At 75.2% G+C, this 19,836-nt stretch carries 15 protein-coding genes; 13 read left to right on the forward strand and 2 right to left on the reverse strand.

Features of this window, described 5'->3' with window-relative positions; all coding sequences use genetic code 11:
* Positions 1-35: 35 nt before the first annotated feature.
* From ABTZ58_RS22915 to cobC, 13 genes are read left to right on the forward strand one after another with little or no spacing between them, the layout of a single operon-like run.
* Entirely contained in the window at positions 36-977 is a 942-nt protein-coding gene (locus ABTZ58_RS22915) for a cobalamin biosynthesis protein (protein ID WP_351359632.1), read from the forward strand.
* Entirely contained in the window at positions 974-2,482 is a 1,509-nt protein-coding gene (locus ABTZ58_RS22920) for a cobyric acid synthase (RefSeq protein WP_351359634.1), read from the forward strand. Before ABTZ58_RS22915 ends, ABTZ58_RS22920 begins: the two co-directional genes overlap by 4 nt.
* Complete coding sequence (cobN, locus tag ABTZ58_RS22925) at positions 2,479-6,135, forward strand: cobaltochelatase subunit CobN (protein ID WP_351359637.1); 3,657 nt, start codon at positions 2,479-2,481, stop codon at positions 6,133-6,135. The genes ABTZ58_RS22920 and cobN overlap by 4 nt, the downstream gene beginning before the upstream one ends.
* Positions 6,132-8,126, forward strand: a complete 1,995-nt coding sequence (locus ABTZ58_RS22930) for a putative cobaltochelatase (RefSeq protein ID WP_351359640.1) — start codon at positions 6,132-6,134, stop codon at positions 8,124-8,126. The genes cobN and ABTZ58_RS22930 overlap by 4 nt, the downstream gene beginning before the upstream one ends.
* Positions 8,126-8,725 carry a cob(I)yrinic acid a,c-diamide adenosyltransferase gene (gene cobO / locus ABTZ58_RS22935; RefSeq protein WP_351359643.1) on the forward strand — a complete coding sequence of 200 codons (600 nt, stop codon included), beginning with the start codon at positions 8,126-8,128 and terminating at the stop codon, positions 8,723-8,725. The genes ABTZ58_RS22930 and cobO overlap by 1 nt, the downstream gene beginning before the upstream one ends.
* Positions 8,722-10,104, forward strand: a complete 1,383-nt coding sequence (locus ABTZ58_RS22940) for a cobyrinic acid a,c-diamide synthase CobB (protein WP_351359646.1) — start codon at positions 8,722-8,724, stop codon at positions 10,102-10,104. Before cobO ends, ABTZ58_RS22940 begins: the two co-directional genes overlap by 4 nt.
* Entirely contained in the window at positions 10,101-10,832 is a 732-nt protein-coding gene (cobI, locus tag ABTZ58_RS22945) for a precorrin-2 C(20)-methyltransferase (protein ID WP_351359649.1), read from the forward strand. The genes ABTZ58_RS22940 and cobI overlap by 4 nt, the downstream gene beginning before the upstream one ends.
* 50 nt (positions 10,833-10,882) lie before the next feature.
* Positions 10,883-11,701, forward strand: a complete 819-nt coding sequence (cobM, locus tag ABTZ58_RS22950) for a precorrin-4 C(11)-methyltransferase (protein ID WP_351359652.1) — start codon at positions 10,883-10,885, stop codon at positions 11,699-11,701.
* Positions 11,698-12,933: a precorrin-6y C5,15-methyltransferase (decarboxylating) subunit CbiE gene (gene cbiE / locus ABTZ58_RS22955; RefSeq protein WP_351359654.1), complete on the forward strand. Its 1,236-nt coding sequence runs from the start codon at positions 11,698-11,700 to the stop codon at positions 12,931-12,933. Before cobM ends, cbiE begins: the two co-directional genes overlap by 4 nt.
* Positions 12,930-14,630, forward strand: coding sequence for a precorrin-3B C(17)-methyltransferase (cobJ, locus tag ABTZ58_RS22960; RefSeq protein ID WP_351359656.1), 1,701 nt, complete (start codon positions 12,930-12,932; stop codon positions 14,628-14,630). Before cbiE ends, cobJ begins: the two co-directional genes overlap by 4 nt.
* Positions 14,627-15,214, forward strand: a complete 588-nt coding sequence (locus ABTZ58_RS22965; RefSeq protein ID WP_351359659.1) for a precorrin-8X methylmutase — start codon at positions 14,627-14,629, stop codon at positions 15,212-15,214. Before cobJ ends, ABTZ58_RS22965 begins: the two co-directional genes overlap by 4 nt.
* The gene (locus tag ABTZ58_RS22970) at positions 15,211-16,149 is read left to right on the forward strand and encodes a sirohydrochlorin chelatase (protein ID WP_351359662.1); all 939 of its coding nucleotides are present in this window, start codon (positions 15,211-15,213) and stop codon (positions 16,147-16,149) included. The genes ABTZ58_RS22965 and ABTZ58_RS22970 overlap by 4 nt, the downstream gene beginning before the upstream one ends.
* Complete coding sequence (gene cobC / locus ABTZ58_RS22975) at positions 16,139-17,194, forward strand: Rv2231c family histidinol phosphate aminotransferase CobC (RefSeq protein ID WP_351359665.1); 1,056 nt, start codon at positions 16,139-16,141, stop codon at positions 17,192-17,194. The genes ABTZ58_RS22970 and cobC overlap by 11 nt, the downstream gene beginning before the upstream one ends.
* 472 nt (positions 17,195-17,666) lie before the next feature.
* Here cobC and ABTZ58_RS22980 read toward each other — a convergent pair whose 3' ends face one another.
* Both ABTZ58_RS22980 and ABTZ58_RS22985 read right to left on the reverse strand, forming a co-directional pair.
* Positions 17,667-18,560, reverse strand: coding sequence for an SCO1860 family LAETG-anchored protein (locus ABTZ58_RS22980; protein WP_351359668.1), 894 nt, complete (start codon positions 18,558-18,560; stop codon positions 17,667-17,669).
* A gap of 152 nt (positions 18,561-18,712) precedes the next feature.
* Positions 18,713-19,810, reverse strand: a complete 1,098-nt coding sequence (locus tag ABTZ58_RS22985) for an amidohydrolase family protein (RefSeq protein WP_351359671.1) — start codon at positions 19,808-19,810, stop codon at positions 18,713-18,715.
* Between the last annotated feature and the right edge of the window lie 26 nt (positions 19,811-19,836).

The raw sequence follows: 19,836 nt of genomic DNA on the forward strand, positions 1-19,836 counted from the left end.
CCCACCCCTGCCTGCCCCGTTGGGCGGCTGACCCCATGGGTGCCGGTCGCGTCTTCGCGTACGGTGCCGCCGCCGGCCTGATCGGTGACCTGCTGCTCGGCGACCCCCGCCGAGGGCATCCGGTCGCCGCGTTCGGGCGGGCCGCGGGTGCCGTGGAACGAGTGGTGTGGCGGGACCACCGCGGGTGGGGCGCGCTGCACGCCGGGGTGTGCGCGTCAGGCGCCGTCGCGCTGGGGGCTGTCGCCCAGCGTGCGGTGCGGTCCTCCGCCGTCGCCTCCGTCGCGCTCACCGGTGCCGCCACCTGGGCCGTCGTCGGGGGGACTTCACTCGCGCGCGAGGCGCGGACCATCGGACGTGCCCTGGAGGCGGGCGACGTCGAGGCGGCCCGGGCGCGGCTGCCGCATCTGTGCGGACGCGACCCGCAGGCCCTGGACGCCGACGGCATTGCCCGGGCCGTGGTCGAGTCCGTCGCCGAGAACACCTCCGACGCGGTGGTGGGGGCACTGGTGTGGGGGGCCCTGGGCGGGGTGCCGGGGCTGCTCGGGTTCCGGGCCGTCAACACCCTGGACGCCATGGTCGGGCACAAGTCGGCCCGTTACCGCCGCTTCGGGTGGGCCTCCGCGCGGCTGGACGACGTCATGGGGTGGCCGGGGGCGCGGCTGACGGCCGTCCTGGCGACGCTGGCCGGGCCGGATCCGCGCGGCGCCGTGCGCGCCTGGCGGGCGGACGCCGCGCAGCACCCGAGCCCCAACGCCGGCCCCGTGGAGGCCTCGTTCGCGGGGGCGCTCGGGGTGCGGCTGGGCGGGACCCTGTCGTACGGCGGGCGGGTGGAGCACCGGCCCGTGCTCAACGAGGCGGGGCGGGGCGTCGGCATCCGGGACGTCGAACGGGCCGTGCGGCTGTCCCGCCGCGTCGGCTGGCTCGCGCTCGGCGTCTGTGTCGCCGCGCGCCACATCACGAAGGGGCGTACGTCATGAGCGGTGGGCTTCTCGTCGCCGGGACCACCTCCGACGCGGGCAAGAGCGTCGTGACGGCCGGGATCTGCCGGTGGCTGGTGCGTCAGGGCGTCAAGGTCGCGCCCTTCAAGGCGCAGAACATGTCCCTGAACTCCTTCGTGACGCGGGAGGGCGCCGAGATCGGGCGGGCGCAGGCCATGCAGGCACAGGCCTGCCGGGTCGAGCCGACCGCGCTGATGAACCCCGTGCTGCTCAAGCCCGGTGGCGAGCAGAGCAGTCAGGTCGTGCTGCTGGGCAAGCCGGTCGGCGAGATGAGCGCGCGCGGCTACCACGGCGGGCGGCAGCGGAAGCTGCTCGGGACGGTGCTGGACTGTCTGGAGCAGTTGCGGGGCACGTATGACGCGGTGATCTGTGAGGGGGCCGGTTCTCCCGCCGAGATCAACCTGCGGCGGACCGACATCGTCAACATGGGCATCGCCCGGAACGCCGGGCTCCCGGTGCTCGTCGTGGGCGACATCGACCGGGGCGGTGTCTTCGCCTCGTTCTTCGGGACGGTGGCGCTGCTGTCCCGCGAGGACCAGGAGCGCGTCGCCGGGTTCCTGGTCAACAAGTTCCGCGGGGACGTCTCCCTGCTGGAGCCCGGGCTGGAGATGCTCCAGGGCCTCACGGGGCGGCGGACGTACGGCGTGCTGCCCTTCCGGCACGGGCTCGGGATCGACGAGGAGGACGGGCTGCGGGTGTCCCTGCGCGGTGCGGTGCGCGAGTCCGTCGTCGCGCCGCCCGTCGGACAGGACGTGCTGCGTGTCGCCGTGTGCGCGGTCCCCCTCATGTCCAACTTCACGGACGTCGACGCGCTGGCCGCCGAACCCGGTGTCGTGGTGCGGTTCGTGGACCGGCCGGAGGAGCTGGCCGACGCCGACCTCGTCATCGTGCCCGGCACCCGAGGGACGGTCCGCGCGCTGGACTGGCTGCGCGAGCGGGGGCTCGCCGACGCCCTGGTGCGCAGGGCCGCCGAGCAGCGGCCGGTGCTCGGCGTCTGCGGCGGCTTCCAGATCCTCGGCGAGCACATCGAGGACGACGTGGAGAGCCGCCGGGGCCGGGTCGACGGGCTGGGCATCCTGCCCGTGCGGGTGCGGTTCGCCCGCGAGAAGACCCTCACCCGGCCGGAGGGCGAGGCCCTCGGGGAGCGGGTCGAGGGCTACGAGATCCACCACGGGGTCGCCGACGTCACCGGTGGTGAACCCTTCCTGGACGGCTGCCGGGTCGGCCAGACCTGGGGCACCCACTGGCACGGCTCACTGGAGTCGGACGGCTTCCGGCGGGCGTTCCTGCGCGAGGTGGCGGCCGCCGCGGGCCGCCGTTTCGTGCCGGCTCCCGGCACCTCGTTCGCCGCGCTGCGCGAGGAGCAGCTCGACCGGCTCGGCGACCTCATCGAACAGCACGCGGACACCGACGCGCTGTGGCGGCTCATCGAGTCCGGCGCGCCGCAAGGACTGCCCTTCATCCCACCGGGAGCACCCGCATGAGCACTGTGTTGTTGTTGTCGACCGCCGACACGGACCTGCTGGCGGCCCGGGCCGCCACGGGCGCCTCGTACCGGATCGGCAATCCGACCCGCGTGGACGTGCGCGAGGAGCTGCCGGCGCTGCTGCACGGGGCGGACATCGCCGTGGTGCGGCTGCTCGGCGGCAAGCGGGCCTGGGAGGACGGGCTCGCCGCGCTGAGGGCCTCCGGGATCCCCACCGTGCTGCTGGGCGGCGAGACAGTGCCGGACGCGGAGCTGATGGCCGAGTCGTCCGTGCCCGCCGGGGTCGTCGCGGAGGCGCTGAAGTACCTCGTGGAGGGCGGCCCGGAGAACCTCACCGAGCTGGCCCGGTTCCTGTCCGACACCGTGCTGCTCACCGGCGAGGGCTTCGCCGCGCCGCGGAAGATGCCCGAGTACGGCGTGCGCGGCGAGCGGGCGCACACCGAGGGACGCCCGACCGTCGGTGTGCTCTTCTACCGGGCCCACGAACTGAGCGGCAACACCGCCTTCGTGGACACCCTGTGCGACGCGATCGAGGCCCACGGCGCCAACGCGCTGCCCGTGTACTGCGGTTCGCTGCGCGGGGCGGACGAAGGGCTGTACGAGATCCTGGGCCGGGCGGACGCCCTGGTCGCCACCGTCCTGGCCGCCGGCGGCACGCACGCCTCGCAGGCCTCGGCCGGCGGGGACGAGGAGGCCTGGGACGTCGGCGCCCTGGCCGAGATGAACGTCCCCGTGCTGCAGGGGCTGTGCCTGACGTCCTCCCGGCAGGCCTGGGAGGAGTCGGACGCCGCCCTCTCCCCCATGGACGCCGCGATGCAGGTGGCGATCCCGGAGTTCGACGGGCGTCTGATCACCGTGCCGTTCTCCTTCAAGGAGCAGGGCCCGGACGACGTGCCCGTGTACCTGGCCGACCCGGAGCGTGCCGCGCGGGTCGCCGGCATCGCCGTACGGCACGCCCGGCTGAAGCACAAGGAGAACGGCGAGAAGAGGCTCGCGCTGGTCTTCACCGCGTACCCGACCAAGCACTCGCGGGTCGGCAACGCGGTCGGGCTCGACACCCCGGCCTCGGCGGTGCGGGTGCTGGACGCGCTGCGGGACGCCGGGTACACCGTCGAGGGGTACCCGGACAACGGCGACGAGCTGATCCACCGGCTGATCGAGGCCGGCGGGCACGACGTGGAGTGGCTGACGGAGGAGCAGCTCGCCTCGGCGCCGGCGCGGGTGCCGCTGGCGGACTACCGGGCCTGGTTCGACAAGCTCGACCCGGAGCTGCGGGACGCCATGACCGAGGCGTGGGGCGAGCCGCCGGGCGGCCTCTACGTCGACGGGGACGACATCGTGCTGGCGTCCCTGCAGTTCGGGAACGTCGTGGTGATGATCCAGCCGCCGCGCGGCTTCGGCGAGAACCCGATCGCGATCTACCACGACCCGGACATGCCGCCCTCGCACCACTACATGGCGGCCTACCGCTGGCTGGAACACAGCTTCGGCGCCGACGCCATCGTGCACATGGGCAAGCACGGCACCATGGAGTGGCTGCCGGGCAAGGGCCTCGGGCTGAGCGCCGGGTGCGCCCCGGACGCGGTGCTGGGCGACCTGCCGCTGGTCTACCCGTTCATCGTCAACGACCCGGGCGAGGGCACCCAGGCCAAGCGCCGCGGGCACGCCACCGTCGTCGACCACCTCGTGCCGCCGATGGCCCGCGCCGACACCTACGGCGACCTGGCCAAGCTGGAGCAGCTCCTGGACGAGTACGCGCTCGTCTCCGACCTGGACCCGGCCAAGGCCCCGGCCGTGCGGGCGCAGATCTGGACGCTGGTGAAGGCCGCCGAACTCCACCACGACCTGCACGTCGACGAGCAGCCGGACGACGAGGCGTTCGACGAGTTCGTCATGCACATCGACGGCTACCTGTGCGAGATCAAGGACGTGCAGATCCGCGACGGACTGCACGTCCTGGGCGGCGGTCCGGTCGGCGAACCGCGCGTCAACCTGGTGCTGGCCGTGCTGCGCGCCTCCCAGGTGTGGGGCGGGCAGGCCGGCGCGCTGCCCGGGCTCCGGGCGGCGCTGGCGGAGCACTTCGGGCTGGTGGAGAAGGAGCTGCTGGCCGAGCCGGGCGCCCCGGTGAAGGTGCCGGCCGAGCTGACGGACCTGGTCGACGGCCCCGCCCGCAGCGCCGCCGACGCGATCGACCTGCTGGAGCAGTTGTGCCGGCGGTTCGCGGAGGGCCTGGAGGAGCGCGGCTGGGCGGTCACGGAGAGCGCGCCGCTGGTGCGGGAGGTCCTCGGCGCCGACCTGCCCGAGGCGGTGGCCGTGCTGGAGTTCGCCTGCGCCGAGGTCGTGCCGCGGCTGGCGCGCACCACCGACGAGATCGGGCACATCCTGCGCGCCCTGGACGGCGGTTACGTCCCGGCCGGTCCCTCCGGCTCGCCCACCCGCGGTCTGGTCAACGTCCTGCCGACGGGCCGCAACTTCTACTCCGTCGACCCCAAGGCCATCCCGTCCCGGCTCAGCTGGGAGGTCGGGCAGTCGCTCGCGGACTCGCTGGTGCAGCGCTACCTCCAGGACACCGGGGAGTACCCGAAGTCCGTCGGCCTGACGGTGTGGGGCACCTCCGCCATGCGCACCCAGGGCGACGACATCGCCGAGATCCTGGCGCTGCTGGGCTGCCGGCCGGTGTGGGACGACGCCTCGCGCCGGGTGACCGGGTTCGAGGTGATCCCCCTGGCGGAACTCGGCCGGCCGCGCATCGACGTCACGGTCCGCATCTCCGGGTTCTTCCGGGACGCGTTCCCGCACGTGGTGGGCCTGATCGACGACGCCGTGCGCACGGTGGCCGAGCTGGACGAGCCCGCCGAGTCCAACCACGTCCGGGCGCACGCCGACGAGGACACCGCCGAGCACGGCGACCGGCGCCGCGCCACCGCCCGGATCTTCGGCTCCAAGCCGGGCGCCTACGGGGCCGGTCTGCTGCCGCTGATCGACGCCCGCAACTGGCGCTCCGACGCGGACCTCGCCGAGGTGTACGCGGTGTGGGGCGGCTACGCCTACGGGCGGGGCCTCGACGGGCGGGCCGCGCGCGGGGACATGGAGACGGCGTTCCGGCGGATCGCGGTCGCCGCGAAGAACGTCGACACCCGCGAGCACGACCTGGTCGACGCCGACGACTACTTCCAGTACCACGGCGGCATGGTCGCCATGGTCCGCCACCTCACCGGCGCGAGCCCCGAGGCGTACGTCGGCGACTCGGCCACCCCGGACCAGGTGAAGACCCGCACGCTCGGCGAGGAGACGCACCGCGTGTTCCGGGCCCGGGTGGTCAACCCGCGCTGGATGGCGGCCATGCGGCGGCACGGCTACAAGGGCGCCTTCGAGATGGCGGCGACCGTCGACTACCTGTTCGGGTACGACGCCACGGCCGGGGTCGTGGACGACTGGATGTACGAGAAGCTCAGCGCCGAGTACGTCTTCGACCCGGAGAACCGGGACTTCATGAAGAAGTCCAACCCGTGGGCGCTGCGCGGGATCACCGAGCGGCTGCTGGAGGCCGCCGAGCGCGGGCTGTGGGCCGAGCCGGACGCCGAGACGCTGGAGCGGCTGCGCGCCACCTACCTGGAACTCGAAGGCGACCTGGAGGGCGACGACAAGTGACCACCCCCTTTCCGTTCACGGCCGTCGTCGGCCAGGACGATCTGCGGCTCGCGCTGCTGCTGAACGCCGTGTCGCCGGCGGTCGGCGGTGTGCTGGTGCGCGGCGAGAAGGGCACCGCCAAGTCCACGGCGGTGCGGGCCCTGTCGGCGCTGCTGCCGGCGGTCCCGGTCGTCCCCGGCTGCCGTTTCTCCTGTGACCCCGCCTCCCCCGACCCGGGGTGCCCGGACGGGCCCCACGAGGCCGGCGGCGGTGTCGAGCGGCCCGCCCGCATGGTGGAGCTGCCCGTCGGCGCCTCCGAGGACCGGCTCGTCGGCGCGCTGGACATCGAACGGGCGCTGTCGGAGGGCGTGAAGGCCTTCGAGCCCGGCCTGCTCGCCGACGCGCATCGCGGGATCCTCTACGTCGACGAGGTCAACCTCCTCCACGACCATCTGGTCGACCTGCTGCTGGACGCCGCCGCGATGGGCGCCTCGTACGTCGAGCGCGAGGGCGTCTCCGTGCGGCACGCCGCGCGGTTCCTGCTCGTCGGCACCATGAACCCCGAAGAGGGCGAGCTGCGGCCGCAGTTGCTCGACCGGTTCGGGCTGACCGTCGAGGTCGCGGCCTCCCGGGAGCCGGACCAGCGGGTCGAGGTCGTGCGCCGGCGACTGGCCTACGACGACGACCCGGCCGCCTTCGCGGCCCGCTGGGCCGAGGAGGAGGCCGCCGTACGGGCGCGGATCGTGGCGGCGCGGGAACTGCTGCCGTCGGTGCGGCTGGGTGACGGGGCGCTGCGGCAGATCGCGGCGACCTGCGCGGCCTTCGAGGTGGACGGCATGCGCGCCGACATCGTGATGGCCCGGACCGCGACCGCGCTCGCGGCCTGGGCCGGGCGGACGGACGTGCTCGCGGAGGACGTCCGGCAGGCGGCGCTGCTGGCGCTGCCGCACCGGCGGCGGCGCAACCCGTTCGACGCGCCCGGGCTGGACGAGGACAAGCTGGACGAGACGCTGGAGGAGTTCGGCGGTTCGGAGGACGACGACCCGGATCCGGACCCTGGGCCGGACGGGCCCGGCGGGGGCGGCGGACAGCCGGACCCCGGCGAGGGTCCCGAGGGCGGTGACACCGGTGCCCGGCCCGAGGCCGGGGAGGGCGGGCAGCCGCAGCCGTCGGGCGGCGGCGAGCAGCCGGCCGCACGGCCCTCCGAGCCGTTCCGCACGAAAGTGCTGAGCGTGTCCGGGATCGGCGAGGGTGCGGCCGGGCGGCGCTCGCGGGCGCGGACCGAGCACGGGCGCACCACCGGGGCCAGGCGGCCCCGGGGCGCGCTCACCAGGCTGCACCTGGCCGCGACCGTGCAGGCCGCGGCACCCCACCAGCGGGCGCGTGGACGGTCCGGGCCGGGTCTGGTGGTGCGCCGGGACGATCTGCGGCAGGCCACCCGCGAGGGGCGCGAGGGCAATCTCGTGCTGTTCGTGGTGGACGCCTCCGGGTCGATGGCGGCGCGGCAGCGGATGAGCGCCGTGAAGGGCGCCGTGCTGTCGCTGCTGCTGGACGCCTACCAGCGGCGGGACAAGGTGGGTCTGGTGACCTTCCGCGGCACGGGCGCGGACGTCGCGCTGCCGCCGACGTCGTCGGTGGACGCGGCGGCGGCCCGGCTCCAGTCGCTGCCGACGGGCGGGCGGACGCCGCTCGCGGCGGGGCTGCTGCGGGCGCACGACGTGCTGCGCGTGGAGCGGCTGCGGGATCCGGCGCGGCGGCCGCTGGTCGTGGTGGTGACGGACGGGCGGGCGACGGGCGGGCCGGAGCCTGTCGCGCTGGCCTCGCGCGCGGCTCGGCTGTTCGCGGCCGAGGGGGTCGCCTGTGTGGTCGTGGACTGCGAGTCGGGGCCCGTGCGGCTGGGGCTCGCCGGGCAGCTCGCGGGTGAGCTGGGCGGCACGGCCGTGACCCTGGAGGAGCTGCGGGCGGACAGCATCGCCGGGCTGGTGAAGGACGTACAGAGGAGGGTCGCGTAATGCCGCAGGGACAGCCGAGTGTGGTGCCCGACGACGGACTGACGACCCGGCAGCGGCGCAACCGGCCGCTGGTCGTGGTGCACACGGGCGTCGGCAAGGGCAAGTCCACCGCCGCGTTCGGGCTCGCGCTGCGGGCCTGGAACCAGGGGTGGCCGATCGGGGTGTTCCAGTTCGTCAAGTCGGCGAAGTGGAAGGTCGGCGAGGAGCGGGCGCTGCGCGTGCTCGGCGACTCCGGCGAGGGCGGCACCGTCGCCTGGCACAAGATGGGCGAGGGCTGGTCCTGGGTGCAGCGCGACGCGCAGATGGACAACGAGGAGAAGGCCCGGGAGGGCTGGGAGCAGGTCAAGCGGGACCTGGCGAACGAGACGTATCAGCTGTACGTGCTGGACGAGTTCGCGTACCCGATGCACTGGGGCTGGGTCGACACCGACGAGGTCGTCGACGTCCTGCGCAACCGGCCCGGGACGCAGCATGTGGTGATCACCGGACGCAACGCCCCGGAGCAGCTCGTGGACTTCGCCGACCTCGTGACCGACATGTCCAAGGTCAAGCACCCCATGGACGTCGGGCAGAAGGGGCAGAGGGGCATCGAGTGGTGAGTCCTTCCGTCCCCCGGCTGGTCGTCGCCGCGCCGTCGTCCGGCAGCGGCAAGACCACCGTCGCCACGGGGCTGATGGCCGCGTTCGCCGCGCGGGGGCTCGCCGTGTCCGCGCACAAGGTCGGGCCCGACTACATCGACCCCGGGTACCACGCGCTCGCGACCGGGCGGGTGGGGCGGAACCTGGACGCCTACCTGTGCGGGCCCGACCTGGTCGGGCCGTTGTTCGGGCACGGGGCACGGGGGTGTGACATCGCCGTCGTCGAGGGCGTGATGGGGCTGTACGACGGGGCGGCCGGGGAAGGGGAGCTGGCCTCCACCGCCCATGTCGCGAAGCTGCTGCGGGCGCCGGTGGTGCTGGTCGTCGACGCGTCGTCGCAGTCGCGGTCGGTGGCGGCGCTGGTGCACGGGTTCGCGTCCTGGGACCCGGAGGTGCGGGTCGGGGGCGTGATCCTGAACAAGGTCGGGTCCGATCGGCACGAGGAACTGCTCCGGGAGGCGCTGGATTCGGCCGGGGTGCCTGTGCTGGGGGTGTTGCGGCGGGCGGGGCAGGTGGAGACGCCGTCGCGGCATCTGGGGTTGGTTCCGGTCGCCGAGCGGCAGGCGGCGGCGGTGGAGGCCGTGGCGGCGATGGGGGCGCAGGTCGCCGCCGGGTGCGATCTGGAGGCGTTGGTCGCGCTGGCGCGGAGTGCGGGCGCGTTGCCGTGTGCGGCGTGGGACGCGGCTGAGGCGGTCGCCTCGCCCACCCGGCACCCGGCACGGCCGGATGACCGCTTCCCACCGAGGATCGCCGTGGCCGGGGGCCCCGCGTTCACCTTCTCCTATGCCGAGCACGCCGAGTTGCTTCGGGCCGCCGGGGCCGACGTCGTGTCCTTCGATCCTCTCCGGGACGAGGAATTGCCCGAAGAGACCCGCGGGTTGGTGATCGGGGGCGGGTTCCCCGAGGTGTACGCCGCCGAGCTGTCCGCCAACGAGCCGTTGCGCGAGGCCGTCGCCGAGCTGGCGCTGAGCGGCGCTCCCGTGGCCGCCGAGTGCGCCGGGCTGCTGTATCTGTGCCGGGAGCTGGACGGGCTGCCGATGTGCGGGGTGCTGGACGCCCGGGCGCGGATGAGCGAGCGGCTCACGCTGGGCTACCGGGACGCCGTGGCCGTCGGCGACAGCGTGCTCGCGGCGGCCGGGACACGGATGCGCGGGCACGAGTTCCACCGGACCGCCGTGGAGCCCGGGTCGGGGGCGGAGCCCGCCTGGGGCGTCCGCACACCCCGGCCCCGGGTCGAAGGTTTCGTACAGCGCGGTGTGCACGCGAGTTATCTGCACACGCACTGGGCGTCCGAGCCCGGTGTCGCCCGTCGGTTCGTGGAGAGGTGCCGGACGTCATGAGCAGCAGGCTGGTCGGGATCGGGGTCGGCCCCGGGGATCCGGAGCTGGTGACCGTCAAGGGCGTCAACGCCCTGCGCGCGGCGGACGTGGTCGTCGTGCCCGTGATGGACACGGGCGAGCGCGGGCGGGCCGAGGCGACCGTGGTGCACTACGTGCCCGAGGGAAAGGTCGTCCGGGTCGTGTTCGCGCTGAACGAGCGCAGCGACCGGGCCCGGCGCGAGGCCGCCTGGGACGCGGCGGGCGAGCGGGTCGCCGAGCTGCTGCGTGCCCACGCCACCGTGGCCTTCGCCACCATCGGCGACCCCAATGTCTATTCGACCTTCACCTATCTCGCGCAGACCATCGCCGGGCTGGTGCCGGGGACCGTCGTCGAGACCGTGCCCGGGATCACCGCCATGCAGGACCTCGCCGCCCGGTCGGGTGCCGTGCTGACCGAGGGGACCGAGCCGCTCACGCTGGTGCCCGTCACCGCGGGGGCGACCGTGCTCAAGGAGGCCCTCGCCGGGCCCGGGACCGTCGTCGCCTACAAGTTCGGCCGGCAGGCGCACGAGGTCGCCGAGGCGCTGCGCGAGACCGGGCGGATCGAGGACGCGGTGTGGGGGTCGGCGCTGGGGCTGGCGGAGGAGTCGATCCGACCGGCCGCCGACCTCGACGGCGCTCCCCTGCCCTATCTGTCGACGCTCATCGCGCCCGCCCGGCGCGAGGGCGGCCGGGGCGGAAAGCTCTGACCCGGCCGCCCGTTCATCACCGTCAAACCCCTGTACGAGAGGACCCACCCATGGCCGACGCCCCCGCCGGCAAAGTGACCTTCGTCGGTGCCGGCCCCGGCGCCGCCGACCTGCTGACGTTCCGCGCCGCGCGCGCCATCGCCGAGGCCGACGTCGTGATCTGGGCGGCCAGCCTGGTCCAGGCCGAGGTCCTCGACCACGCGCGCGAGGACGCGGAGATCCTCGACTCGGCGACCATGTCCCTGGAGGACGTCGTCGCCGTGTACGAACGGGCCCGCCGCGACGGCCTGAAGGTGGCCCGTATCCACTCCGGCGACCCCGCCCTGTGGGGCGGCACGCAGGAGCAGCTCGACCGGTGTGCCGAGCTCGGCATCGCGACCGAGATCGTGCCCGGGGTGTCCTCCTTCTCGGCCGTGGCGGCGCTGGCGCAGCGCGAGCTGACCATCCCGGAGGTCGCGCAGTCCGTGGTGCTGACCCGGCTCGGCGGCGGCAAGACGCCCATGCCGCCCGGTGAGGAGGTCCGCGAGTTCGCCAAGCACGGCACGACCATGGCCGTGTTCCTGTCCGCCGCCCGCAGCGGGCAGCTGGTGCGGGAGCTGCTGGAGGGCGGGTATCCGACGACGACCCCGGTCGTGGTGGCCTACCAGGCGACCTGGCCGGAGGAGCTGGTCGTGAAGTGCACGATCGGCACGCTGGAGGAGACGGTCAAGGAGCACAAGCTCTGGAAGCACACGCTGTTCCTGGTCGGCCCGGCCCTCGACGCGCACGGCACGCGCTCGCACCTGTACCACCCGGGGCACTTCCACGGCTACCGCAAGGCCGACCCTCAGGCCCGCCGGGCGCTGCGCGAGCGGGGGGCGAGTACGTGATCACGGTGATCGGCACGGGGACGGGGGCGGCGCCTTCCGGTGACGTCCTCGCCGGTGCCGAGCTGGTCGTGGGCGGGCGGCGGCATCTGGACGCCGTTCGGCTGCCGGACGGCGTCGAGCGTGTCGTGCTCGGGCCGCTCGCCCCTGCCCTCGACACCATCGGGGAGTACGTCGCGAAGGACCGGCCGGTGGTGGTGCTGGCCTCCGGGGACCCCGGGTTCTTCGGGATCGCCCGGGTGCTGGCCGAGCGGTTCGGGCCGGAGCGGCTGGACGTGCGGCCCGGGGTGTCGTCCGTCGCCGCCGCGTTCGCGCGGGTCGGGCTGCCGTGGGACGACGCCGTGGTGGTGAGCGCCCACGGCCGTCGGCTGCGGACGGCCGTCAACGTGTGCCGGGCGCGGGCCAAGACGGCTGTGCTGACCGGGCCGGGTGCCGGTCCGGCCGAGCTGGGTGCGGCCCTGGCGGGCTGGGACCGGGTGCTGGTCGTCGCCTCCGGGCTCGGCTCGGCGGACGAGCGCGTGGAGCGGATGACGCCCGACGAGGCCGCCGCCCGGGACTGGGGCACGGCGGTGAACGTGGTGCTGTGCCTGGAGGAGACGCGGGCGCTCGGGCCCGTGCGCACGGTCGCGGGTCCCGGGGAGCAGCCGGCCGGCTGGGCCCTGGACGAGGCGGAGTTCGCGCACCGCGATTCGATGATCACCAAGTTCGAGGTGCGGGCGCTGGCCCTGGCCCGGCTGGGTCCCCGGCTGGGCGACCTGGTGTGGGACGTGGGCGCGGGCTCCGGCTCGGTGGCCGTGGAGTGCGCCCGGCTCGGGGCGGCGGCCGTCGCCGTGGAGAAGGCGCCCGACGGGGTGGAACGCATCCGCGCCAACGCCGCCGCGCACGGGGTGGACGTGCGCGTGGTGCACGGCACGGCGCCGGCCGCGCTGGACGGGCTCGCCGACGACCCGGACGCCGTGTTCGTCGGGGGCGGCGGGCGGGAACTGCCCGCGATCGTCGCCGCGTGCGCCCGGCGGGCCCGGCGCGCGGTGGTCGTCGCGATGGCCGCGCTCGACCGGGTGCCGGCCGCGCGCGAGGCCCTGACGAGCGCCGGGTTCTCCTGCGACGGGGTGCTGTCGCAGTCGTCCCGGCTCGCGCCGCTGCCGGGCGATGTGACCCGGCTGGCGGCGACCAATCCGGTTTTCCTGTTGTGGGGTGTCCGTGAGCCCCTGGATCGTGAGGGAGTTGCCCAGTGATCGGCCTCATTTCCGCCACCGCGGCGGGGGCGGCGGCACGCGACCGGCTGGCCGCGGCGTGGCCGGACCGCACCCGCGTGTACGAAGGGCCCGTGGGGGACGCCGTCCGGCGGGCGTTCGCGGAGTGCGAGCAGCTCGTGTGCTTCCTGGCGACCGGCGCGGTCGTGCGGATCGTCGGCCCGCTGCTGGCCGACAAGGCCAGCGACCCGGGCGTGGTCTGCGTGGACGAGGCCGGGCGGTTCGCCGTGTCGCTGGCCGGCGGGCACGGCGGCGGCGCGAACGAACTGGCCCGCGCGGTCGGTGAGGTGCTGGGCGCCGAGCCCGTGGTGACCACGGCGACGGACGCCGTCGACCTGCCCGGCCTCGACACGCTCGGACTGCCCGTGGAGGGCGATGTCGCCGGGGTCTCGCGGGCCCTGCTCGACGGTGAGCCGGTGGCGCTGCGGGCCGAGGTGCCCTGGCCGCTGCCGCCGCTCCCGGTCGCGGCCGAGGGAACGTACACGATGCGGCTGACCGACCGGCTCGTCGGGGCGGCGCCGGGCGAAGTGGTGCTGCGGCCCCCGTCCCTCGTCGTCGGCGTGGGCGCCTCCTCGGGCGTGCCGGCCGAGGAGGTGCTGGGGCTGGTCGAGACGGCGTTGCGGGAGGCGGGGCTGTCCGCCCGCAGCCTCGCCGAGGTCGCCACCGTCGACGCCAAGGCCGAGGAGCCCGGGATCGTCGAGGCCGCGCGGCGCCTCGGGGTGCCGCTGGTGACGTACCCGGCCGGGGAGCTGGCCGGAATCGAGGTGCCCAACCCGTCGGACGCGCCCCTCGCCGCCGTCGGCACGCCCTCCGTCGCGGAGGCGGCGGCGCTCCTGCGCGGCGGCGAACTGCTCGTGCCGAAGCGGAAGTCGGAGCGCGCCGACGGCACACCCGCGATGGCGACCTGTGCCGTCGTACGGCGGCCCGGGCGCGGGCGGCTCGCGGTGGTCGGGCTCGGGCCGGGCGCGCGGGACCTGCTGACGCCGCGTGCGAAGGCGGAACTGCGGCGCGCCGCCGTGCTCGTCGGGCTCGACCAGTACGTCGACCAGATCCGGGACCTGCTGCGGCCCGGCACGCGGGTGCTGGAGTCGGGGCTCGGGGCCGAGGAGGAGCGGGCCCGCACCGCCGTCGAGGAGGCCCGCAAGGGGCAGGCCGTCGCGCTGATCGGCAGCGGCGACGCGGGCGTGTACGCCATGGCCTCGCCCGCGCTCGCCGAGGCCTCCGACGACATCGACGTGGTCGGTGTGCCCGGGGTGACGGCGGCCCTCGCGGCGGCCGCGATCCTGGGTGCGCCGCTCGGCCACGACCACGTGTCGATCAGCCTGTCCGACCTGCACACGCCCTGGGAGGTCATCGAGCGCCGGGTGCGGGCGGCGGCCGAGGCGGACATCGTCGTCACCTTCTACAACCCGCGTTCGCGCGGCCGCGACTGGCAGCTGCCGAAGGCCCTGGCGATCCTCGCCGAGCACCGGACGCCGGCCACGCCGGTCGGTGTGGTCCGCAACGCCTCCCGGCCGGACGAGTCCAGCCGGCTCACCACGCTGGGCGCTCTCGACCCGGCGACGGTCGACATGATGACGGTCGTGACCGTGGGCAACACGGCGACCCGGGAGATCGCGGGGCGCATGGTGACGCCGCGCGGCTACCGCTGGCAGAGCGGGCGGGAGGGCGCCGAGTGAACCGCGTCGTGCATCCCATCGAGGTGGAGTCCTACCGTCGGCTGCGCGCCCGGCTGGACACCTCGCACTTCCCGCCGCTGACCCGGGCGGTCGTGGAGCGGGTCATCCACTCCGCCGCCGACCTCGACTACGCCACCGACCTCGTGATGGCCGAGGCCGATCTGGAGAAGGCGCACGCCGCGCTGCACGCCGGGGCGCCCGTCGTCGTGGACGTGGAGATGGTCGGGGCCGGCATCACCCGCCGCGAGACCGTCTGCCGGCTGAGGGACGCCGTGGCCGGACCCGGGCTGACCCGGTCCGCGCACGCGATCCGGCTCGCCTACGAGCAGGTCGGGCCGGGCGCCCTGTGGGTGATCGGCAACGCCCCCACCGCGCTGGAGGAACTGCTGACCCTGGACGCCGACCCGGCGCTCGTCATCGGCCTGCCCGTCGGGTTCGTCGGCGCCGTCGAATCGAAGGCCGCGCTGCGCGAGAGCGGGCTGCCCGCCGTGAGCAACGTGTCCGAGAAGGGCGGCTCGGCGGTCGCCGCCGCCGCGCTCAACGCCCTGCTGTACCACCCCGCTTCCGCCGAGGAGAAACTGTGACCACCCCGCCCGCCCTGCTCATCGCCGGCCACGGCACCCGGGACGACGCCGGAGCCGAGGCGTTCCGCGACTTCGTACGGGAGCTGGGGGCCCGCCACCCCGAACTGCCCGTCGCGGGCGGCTTCATCGAACTGTCCCCGCCGCCGCTGGGCGAGGCCGTGACCGAACTCGTCGAGCGGGGTGTGCGGCGCTTCGCCGCCGTGCCGCTGATGCTGGTGTCGGCCGGGCACGCCAAGGGCGACATCCCGGCCGCGCTGGCCCGCGAGAAGGAGCGCCACCCCGGCATCTCGTACACCTACGGGCGTCCCCTCGGCCCGCACCCGGCGCTGCTGAGCGTGCTGGAGCGGCGGCTGGACGAGGCGCTGGGCGCCGGCCCCGGGCGCACGCCCGGGGACCGGTCCGAGGTGACGGTGCTGCTGGTGGGGCGCGGGTCGACGGACCCGGACGCCAATGCCGAGGTGCACAAGGCGGCGCGGCTGCTGTGGGAGGGGCGCGGCCACGCGGGCGTGGAGACGGCGTTCGTGTCGCTGGCGGCGCCGGACGTGCCGAGCGGGCTCGACCGGTGCGTGCGGCTGGGCGCCCGCCGGATCGTGGTGCTCCCCTACTTCCTGTTCACGGGCATCCTGCCGGACCGGGTGCGGCAGCAGACGGAGGGCTGGGCGGCCGCGCACCCGGAGGTCGACGTGCGCTCGGCCGACGTCATCGGTCCCGAGCCGGAGCTGCTGGACCTGGTGTGGGAGCGGTACGAGGAGGCCGTCAAGGGCGACCTGCGGATGAACTGCGACTCGTGCGTGTACCGCATCGCGCTGCCTGGCTTCGAGGACAAGGTGGGGATGCCGCAGCAGCCGCACTTCCACCCGGACGACGACGACCACCACCACGGTCATGGCCACGGGCACGGCCATCACCACGGCGCGCACTCGCATGCGCACTGAGAACGGGCACGACCTGCGCCACCACGGGGACGCGGAGGTCCGGGACGACGGCGGCTCGCTGGTCGACCTGGCCGTGAACGTCCGCGCGGACACGCCGCCGGTGTGGCTGCGGGAGCGCATCGCGGCGTCGCTCACCGGACTGGCCGCCTACCCGGACGGGCGGGCGGCGCGCGCGGCGGTGGCGGCGCGGCACGGTGTGCCGGTGGAGCGGGTGCTGCTGACGGCGGGCGCCGCGGAGGCGTTCGTGCTGCTGGCCCGGGCGCTGAAGGTGCGGCGGCCGGTCGTGGTGCATCCGCAGTTCACGGAGCCGGAGGCGGCGCTGCGGGACGCGGGGCACACGGTCGGGCGGGTGCTGCTGCGGGAGGAGGACGGCTTCCGGCTCGACCCGGCGGCCGTCCCCGAGGACGCGGACCTCGTGGTGATCGGCAACCCCACGAACCCGACGTCCGTGCTGCACGCGGCGGACGCCGTGGCCTCCCTCGCGCGGCCCGGGCGGGTGCTCGTGGTGGACGAGGCGTTCATGGACGCCGTGCCCGGTGAGCGGGAGTCCCTGGCCGGGCGGGCCGACGTGCCCGGTCTCGTGGTGCTGCGCAGCCTGACCAAGACCTGGGGGCTGGCCGGGCTGCGCATCGGGTACGTGCTGGCCGCGCCGGAGACCGTGGAGGACCTGGAGCGGGCCCAGCCGCTGTGGCCGGTGTCGACACCGGCGCTGGCGGCGGCCGAGGCGTGCGTGGCGCCCCAGGCGGTGGCCGAGGCCGCGCACGCGGCCCACCGCGTCGCGGCGGACCGCGCGTACCTGCTGGCGGGACTGGCCCGTTTCGCGGCGGCCGGGCTGCGGGTGGTCGAACCCGCGCAGGGCCCGTTCCTCCTGATCCGCCTGCCACGGGCGGGGACCGTACGCCGCCGCCTGCGCGGCCTCGGCTACGCCGTGCGCCGCGGGGACACGTTCCCGGGTCTGGACGAGGAGTGGCTGCGCCTGGCGGTCCGGGACCGCACGACCGTGGACGGCTTCCTGACGGCGCTGGAGCGGGCCCTGAGGAGCTGACCGGAGCGCTGTGGCGTGAGACCGTGGCCCCTGGGACGCGTGGTTCCGTGCGGCTGCGGAGGTACGCGCCGCGGTCTTGCTCCCCCGGGACCCGGCATGCCCGTGCGGCCCGCCGCCCCCTCGGCCGGGTCGGTCGGGTCCCGCGCGGTCGCCCCCTCGGCCCGGTCGATCGGGTCCCCGTGCGACCGCCGCCCCGCCCAGGTCAATGGGGCCCCTTGCGGTCCGCAACCCCGGCCCGGTCAATGGGCCCCCTGCGGTCCGCAACCCCGGCCCGGTCGATCGGGTCCCCGTGCCACCGCCGCCCCGCCCAGGTCGACACGGGGCCTACTGCGGCGACACCCGCGCCGCCGGGCTGCGGCGCCAGCCACGCCACCAGCCTGCGACGACACCCGCGAAACGAGCCGCGGCGCCGGGCTGCAGCGTCAGCCACGCCGCCAGCCTGCGACGACACCCGCGCCGCCCGGCTACGGCGTCACCCGCGGCGCCGGGCCAGGAGCACCGCTCCCCCGCCCCCGGCCAGCAGGGCCACCGCGCCGCCCACGAGGTACGGCGTCGCCGAAGTGCCGCCCGTCTCGGCCAGGTTGGTCTGTGCGGGGGCGCCCTGGGGCTCGATGCCGACGGGTGGGGCGGAGGGCGCCGTCGCGGGGCCGGGAGTCTTGCAGGTCGCCTCGGCCAGGGTGAGCGTGCCGTCGACCTCGGCGACGTTCAGCTTCAGCGGGTTGACAGAGACCTTGAGTTCGAGGGCGGTGGCGGCGGCCGAGCGGGCCGTCGTCCGGGTGTTCGACAGGTCCAGGCGCACCTCGCCGACGCCCGGCACCGTGACGTCGGTCGGGCCGCCGGCGGTCAGGTTCACGCGCTTGCCGAGCACGGTGACCGAGCCGGGCAGGTCGGTCGCGGCGACCGGCTTCTTCCCCACCTCGCACGTGGCCGTCGAGGTGACCTGCTCGATCTCGATCAGCGACAGCAGCGGCAGGCCCGGGACGTGCAGGCGGGCGTGGGCCAGGGTGGTGTTCCCCTCGGCCTTCGTGGCGGTCGTGGTGGCCGTCGCCCGGGCCACCTCCGCGCGCAGCACGCTGAACGGCCGGCCGCCGTCCACCGCGTCCAGGCGGGCCGTCAGCGTGGTCTTCTCGGCGCTGCCCGGGGCCTCGACCTCGTTGAGGGAGACGGCCAGCGGGGCGTCGACCGACTTGTTCAGCAGCGAGACGTCCAGGCCGGTGCGCAGGACGGCGGCGCTGGCGCGCCCGTGGTCGCCGGTGGCGTGCCCCGGGCTCGCGCCGGCCAGGACCGCGGGCCCGGCGGCGAGGGCCGTCGCCGTGGCGAGGGCCGCCAGACGGCGTGCGGGCATGCGGAAGGAAGTGCTGTTCACGGTGGGGACTCCCAGAAGAGACAGGCTCGGGACCCGGACAGAATCACCCCGCCGCGCGCCCCCCGTCAGCGATCCGGCAGCGCTTCACCCCAACGGGGCGAGATCGCCGCTGTATTCGAATCCCCCGGCACAGGCGTTCCCCGGCGCCACCCTCACGCCCCGCCCACCACACGCCCGTTGAGCACCACCCGGCGCGGTGCCGCCAGCACGCGCACGTCCGCGCGCGGGTCCTCGTCGTAGACGACGAGGTCGGCCGGGGCGCCCTCGTCCAGGCCGGGCCGGCCGAGCCAGGCGCGCGCCTTCCAGGTGCCGGCGGCCAGGGCCTCGACGGGCGGGATGCCCGCGGTGACGAGTTCGGCGACCTCGGCCGCCGCAAGGCCGTGGGCGAGTCCGCCGCCGGCGTCGGTGCCGACGAAGACGGGGATGCCGGCGTCGTAGGCGCCGCGGACGGTGTCGTAGCGGCGTGCGTGGAGCCTGCGCATATGGGCCGACCAGCGGGGGAACTTCTCCTCGCCGCCGTCGGCGAGCTGCGGGAAGGTGGCGATGTTGACGAGGGTCGGCACGATGGCGACGCCCCGCTCGGCGAACAGCGGGACGAGGTCCTCGGTCAGGCCCGTCGCGTGTTCGATGCAGTCGATGCCCGCCTCGACGAGGTCGCGCAGGGAGCTCTCCGCGAAGCAGTGCGCGGTGACGCGGGCGCCCAGGCGGTGTGCCTCGGCGATCGCCGCCTCCACCGCGCCGCGGGGCCAGCAGGCCGACAGATCGCCGAGGTCGCGGTCGATCCAGTCGCCGACCAGCTTGACCCAGCCGTCGCCGCGCCGGGCCTCCTGGGCGACGTAGGCGACCAGGTCGTCCGGTTCGATCTCCCAGGCGTAGTTGCGGATGTAGCGGCGGGTGCGGGCGATGTGCCGCCCCGCGCGGATGATCTTCGGCAGGTCCTCGCGGTCGTCGACCCAGCGGGTGTCGGAGGGCGAGCCCGCGTCGCGGATCAGCAGGGTGCCCGCGTCCCGGTCGGTCAGTGCCTGCTGCTCGGCGACGTCCCGCGGGACCGCGCCGTGCCGGTCGAGCCCGACGTGGCAGTGCGCGTCGACGAGGCCGGGCAGCGCCCAGCCCTCGACCGTGCGGACGTCGCGGGCACCGGCCGGACGGTCGTAGGAGATACGGCCGTCGACGACCCACAGTTCGTCCCGGACGTCCTCGGGCCCGACGAGCACCCGTCCCTTCACGTGCAGCACCGCGTGATCGCTCATGCACGGCACCTTAGTGAGCCGCGGGC

This window comes from Streptomyces sp. NPDC094143, assembly GCF_040303825.1.
GTDB lineage: Bacteria > Actinomycetota > Actinomycetes > Streptomycetales > Streptomycetaceae > Streptomyces.

Excerpts from the sequence above, each read along its gene's own strand:
- ABTZ58_RS22915 (WP_351359632.1), top strand. The coding sequence starts at position 36 with ATGGGTGCCGGTCGCGTCTTCGCGTACGGTGCCGCCGCCGGCCTGATC.
- cobI (WP_351359649.1), top strand. The coding sequence starts at position 10,101 with ATGAGCAGCAGGCTGGTCGGGATCGGGGTCGGCCCCGGGGATCCGGAG.
- ABTZ58_RS22920 (WP_351359634.1), top strand. The coding sequence starts at position 974 with ATGAGCGGTGGGCTTCTCGTCGCCGGGACCACCTCCGACGCGGGCAAG.
- cobM (WP_351359652.1), top strand. The coding sequence starts at position 10,883 with ATGGCCGACGCCCCCGCCGGCAAAGTGACCTTCGTCGGTGCCGGCCCC.
- cobO (WP_351359643.1), top strand. The coding sequence starts at position 8,126 with ATGCCGCAGGGACAGCCGAGTGTGGTGCCCGACGACGGACTGACGACC.
- cobN (WP_351359637.1), top strand. The coding sequence starts at position 2,479 with ATGAGCACTGTGTTGTTGTTGTCGACCGCCGACACGGACCTGCTGGCG.
- ABTZ58_RS22985 (WP_351359671.1), bottom strand. The coding sequence starts at position 19,810 with ATGAGCGATCACGCGGTGCTGCACGTGAAGGGACGGGTGCTCGTCGGG.
- cobC (WP_351359665.1), top strand. The coding sequence starts at position 16,139 with ATGCGCACTGAGAACGGGCACGACCTGCGCCACCACGGGGACGCGGAG.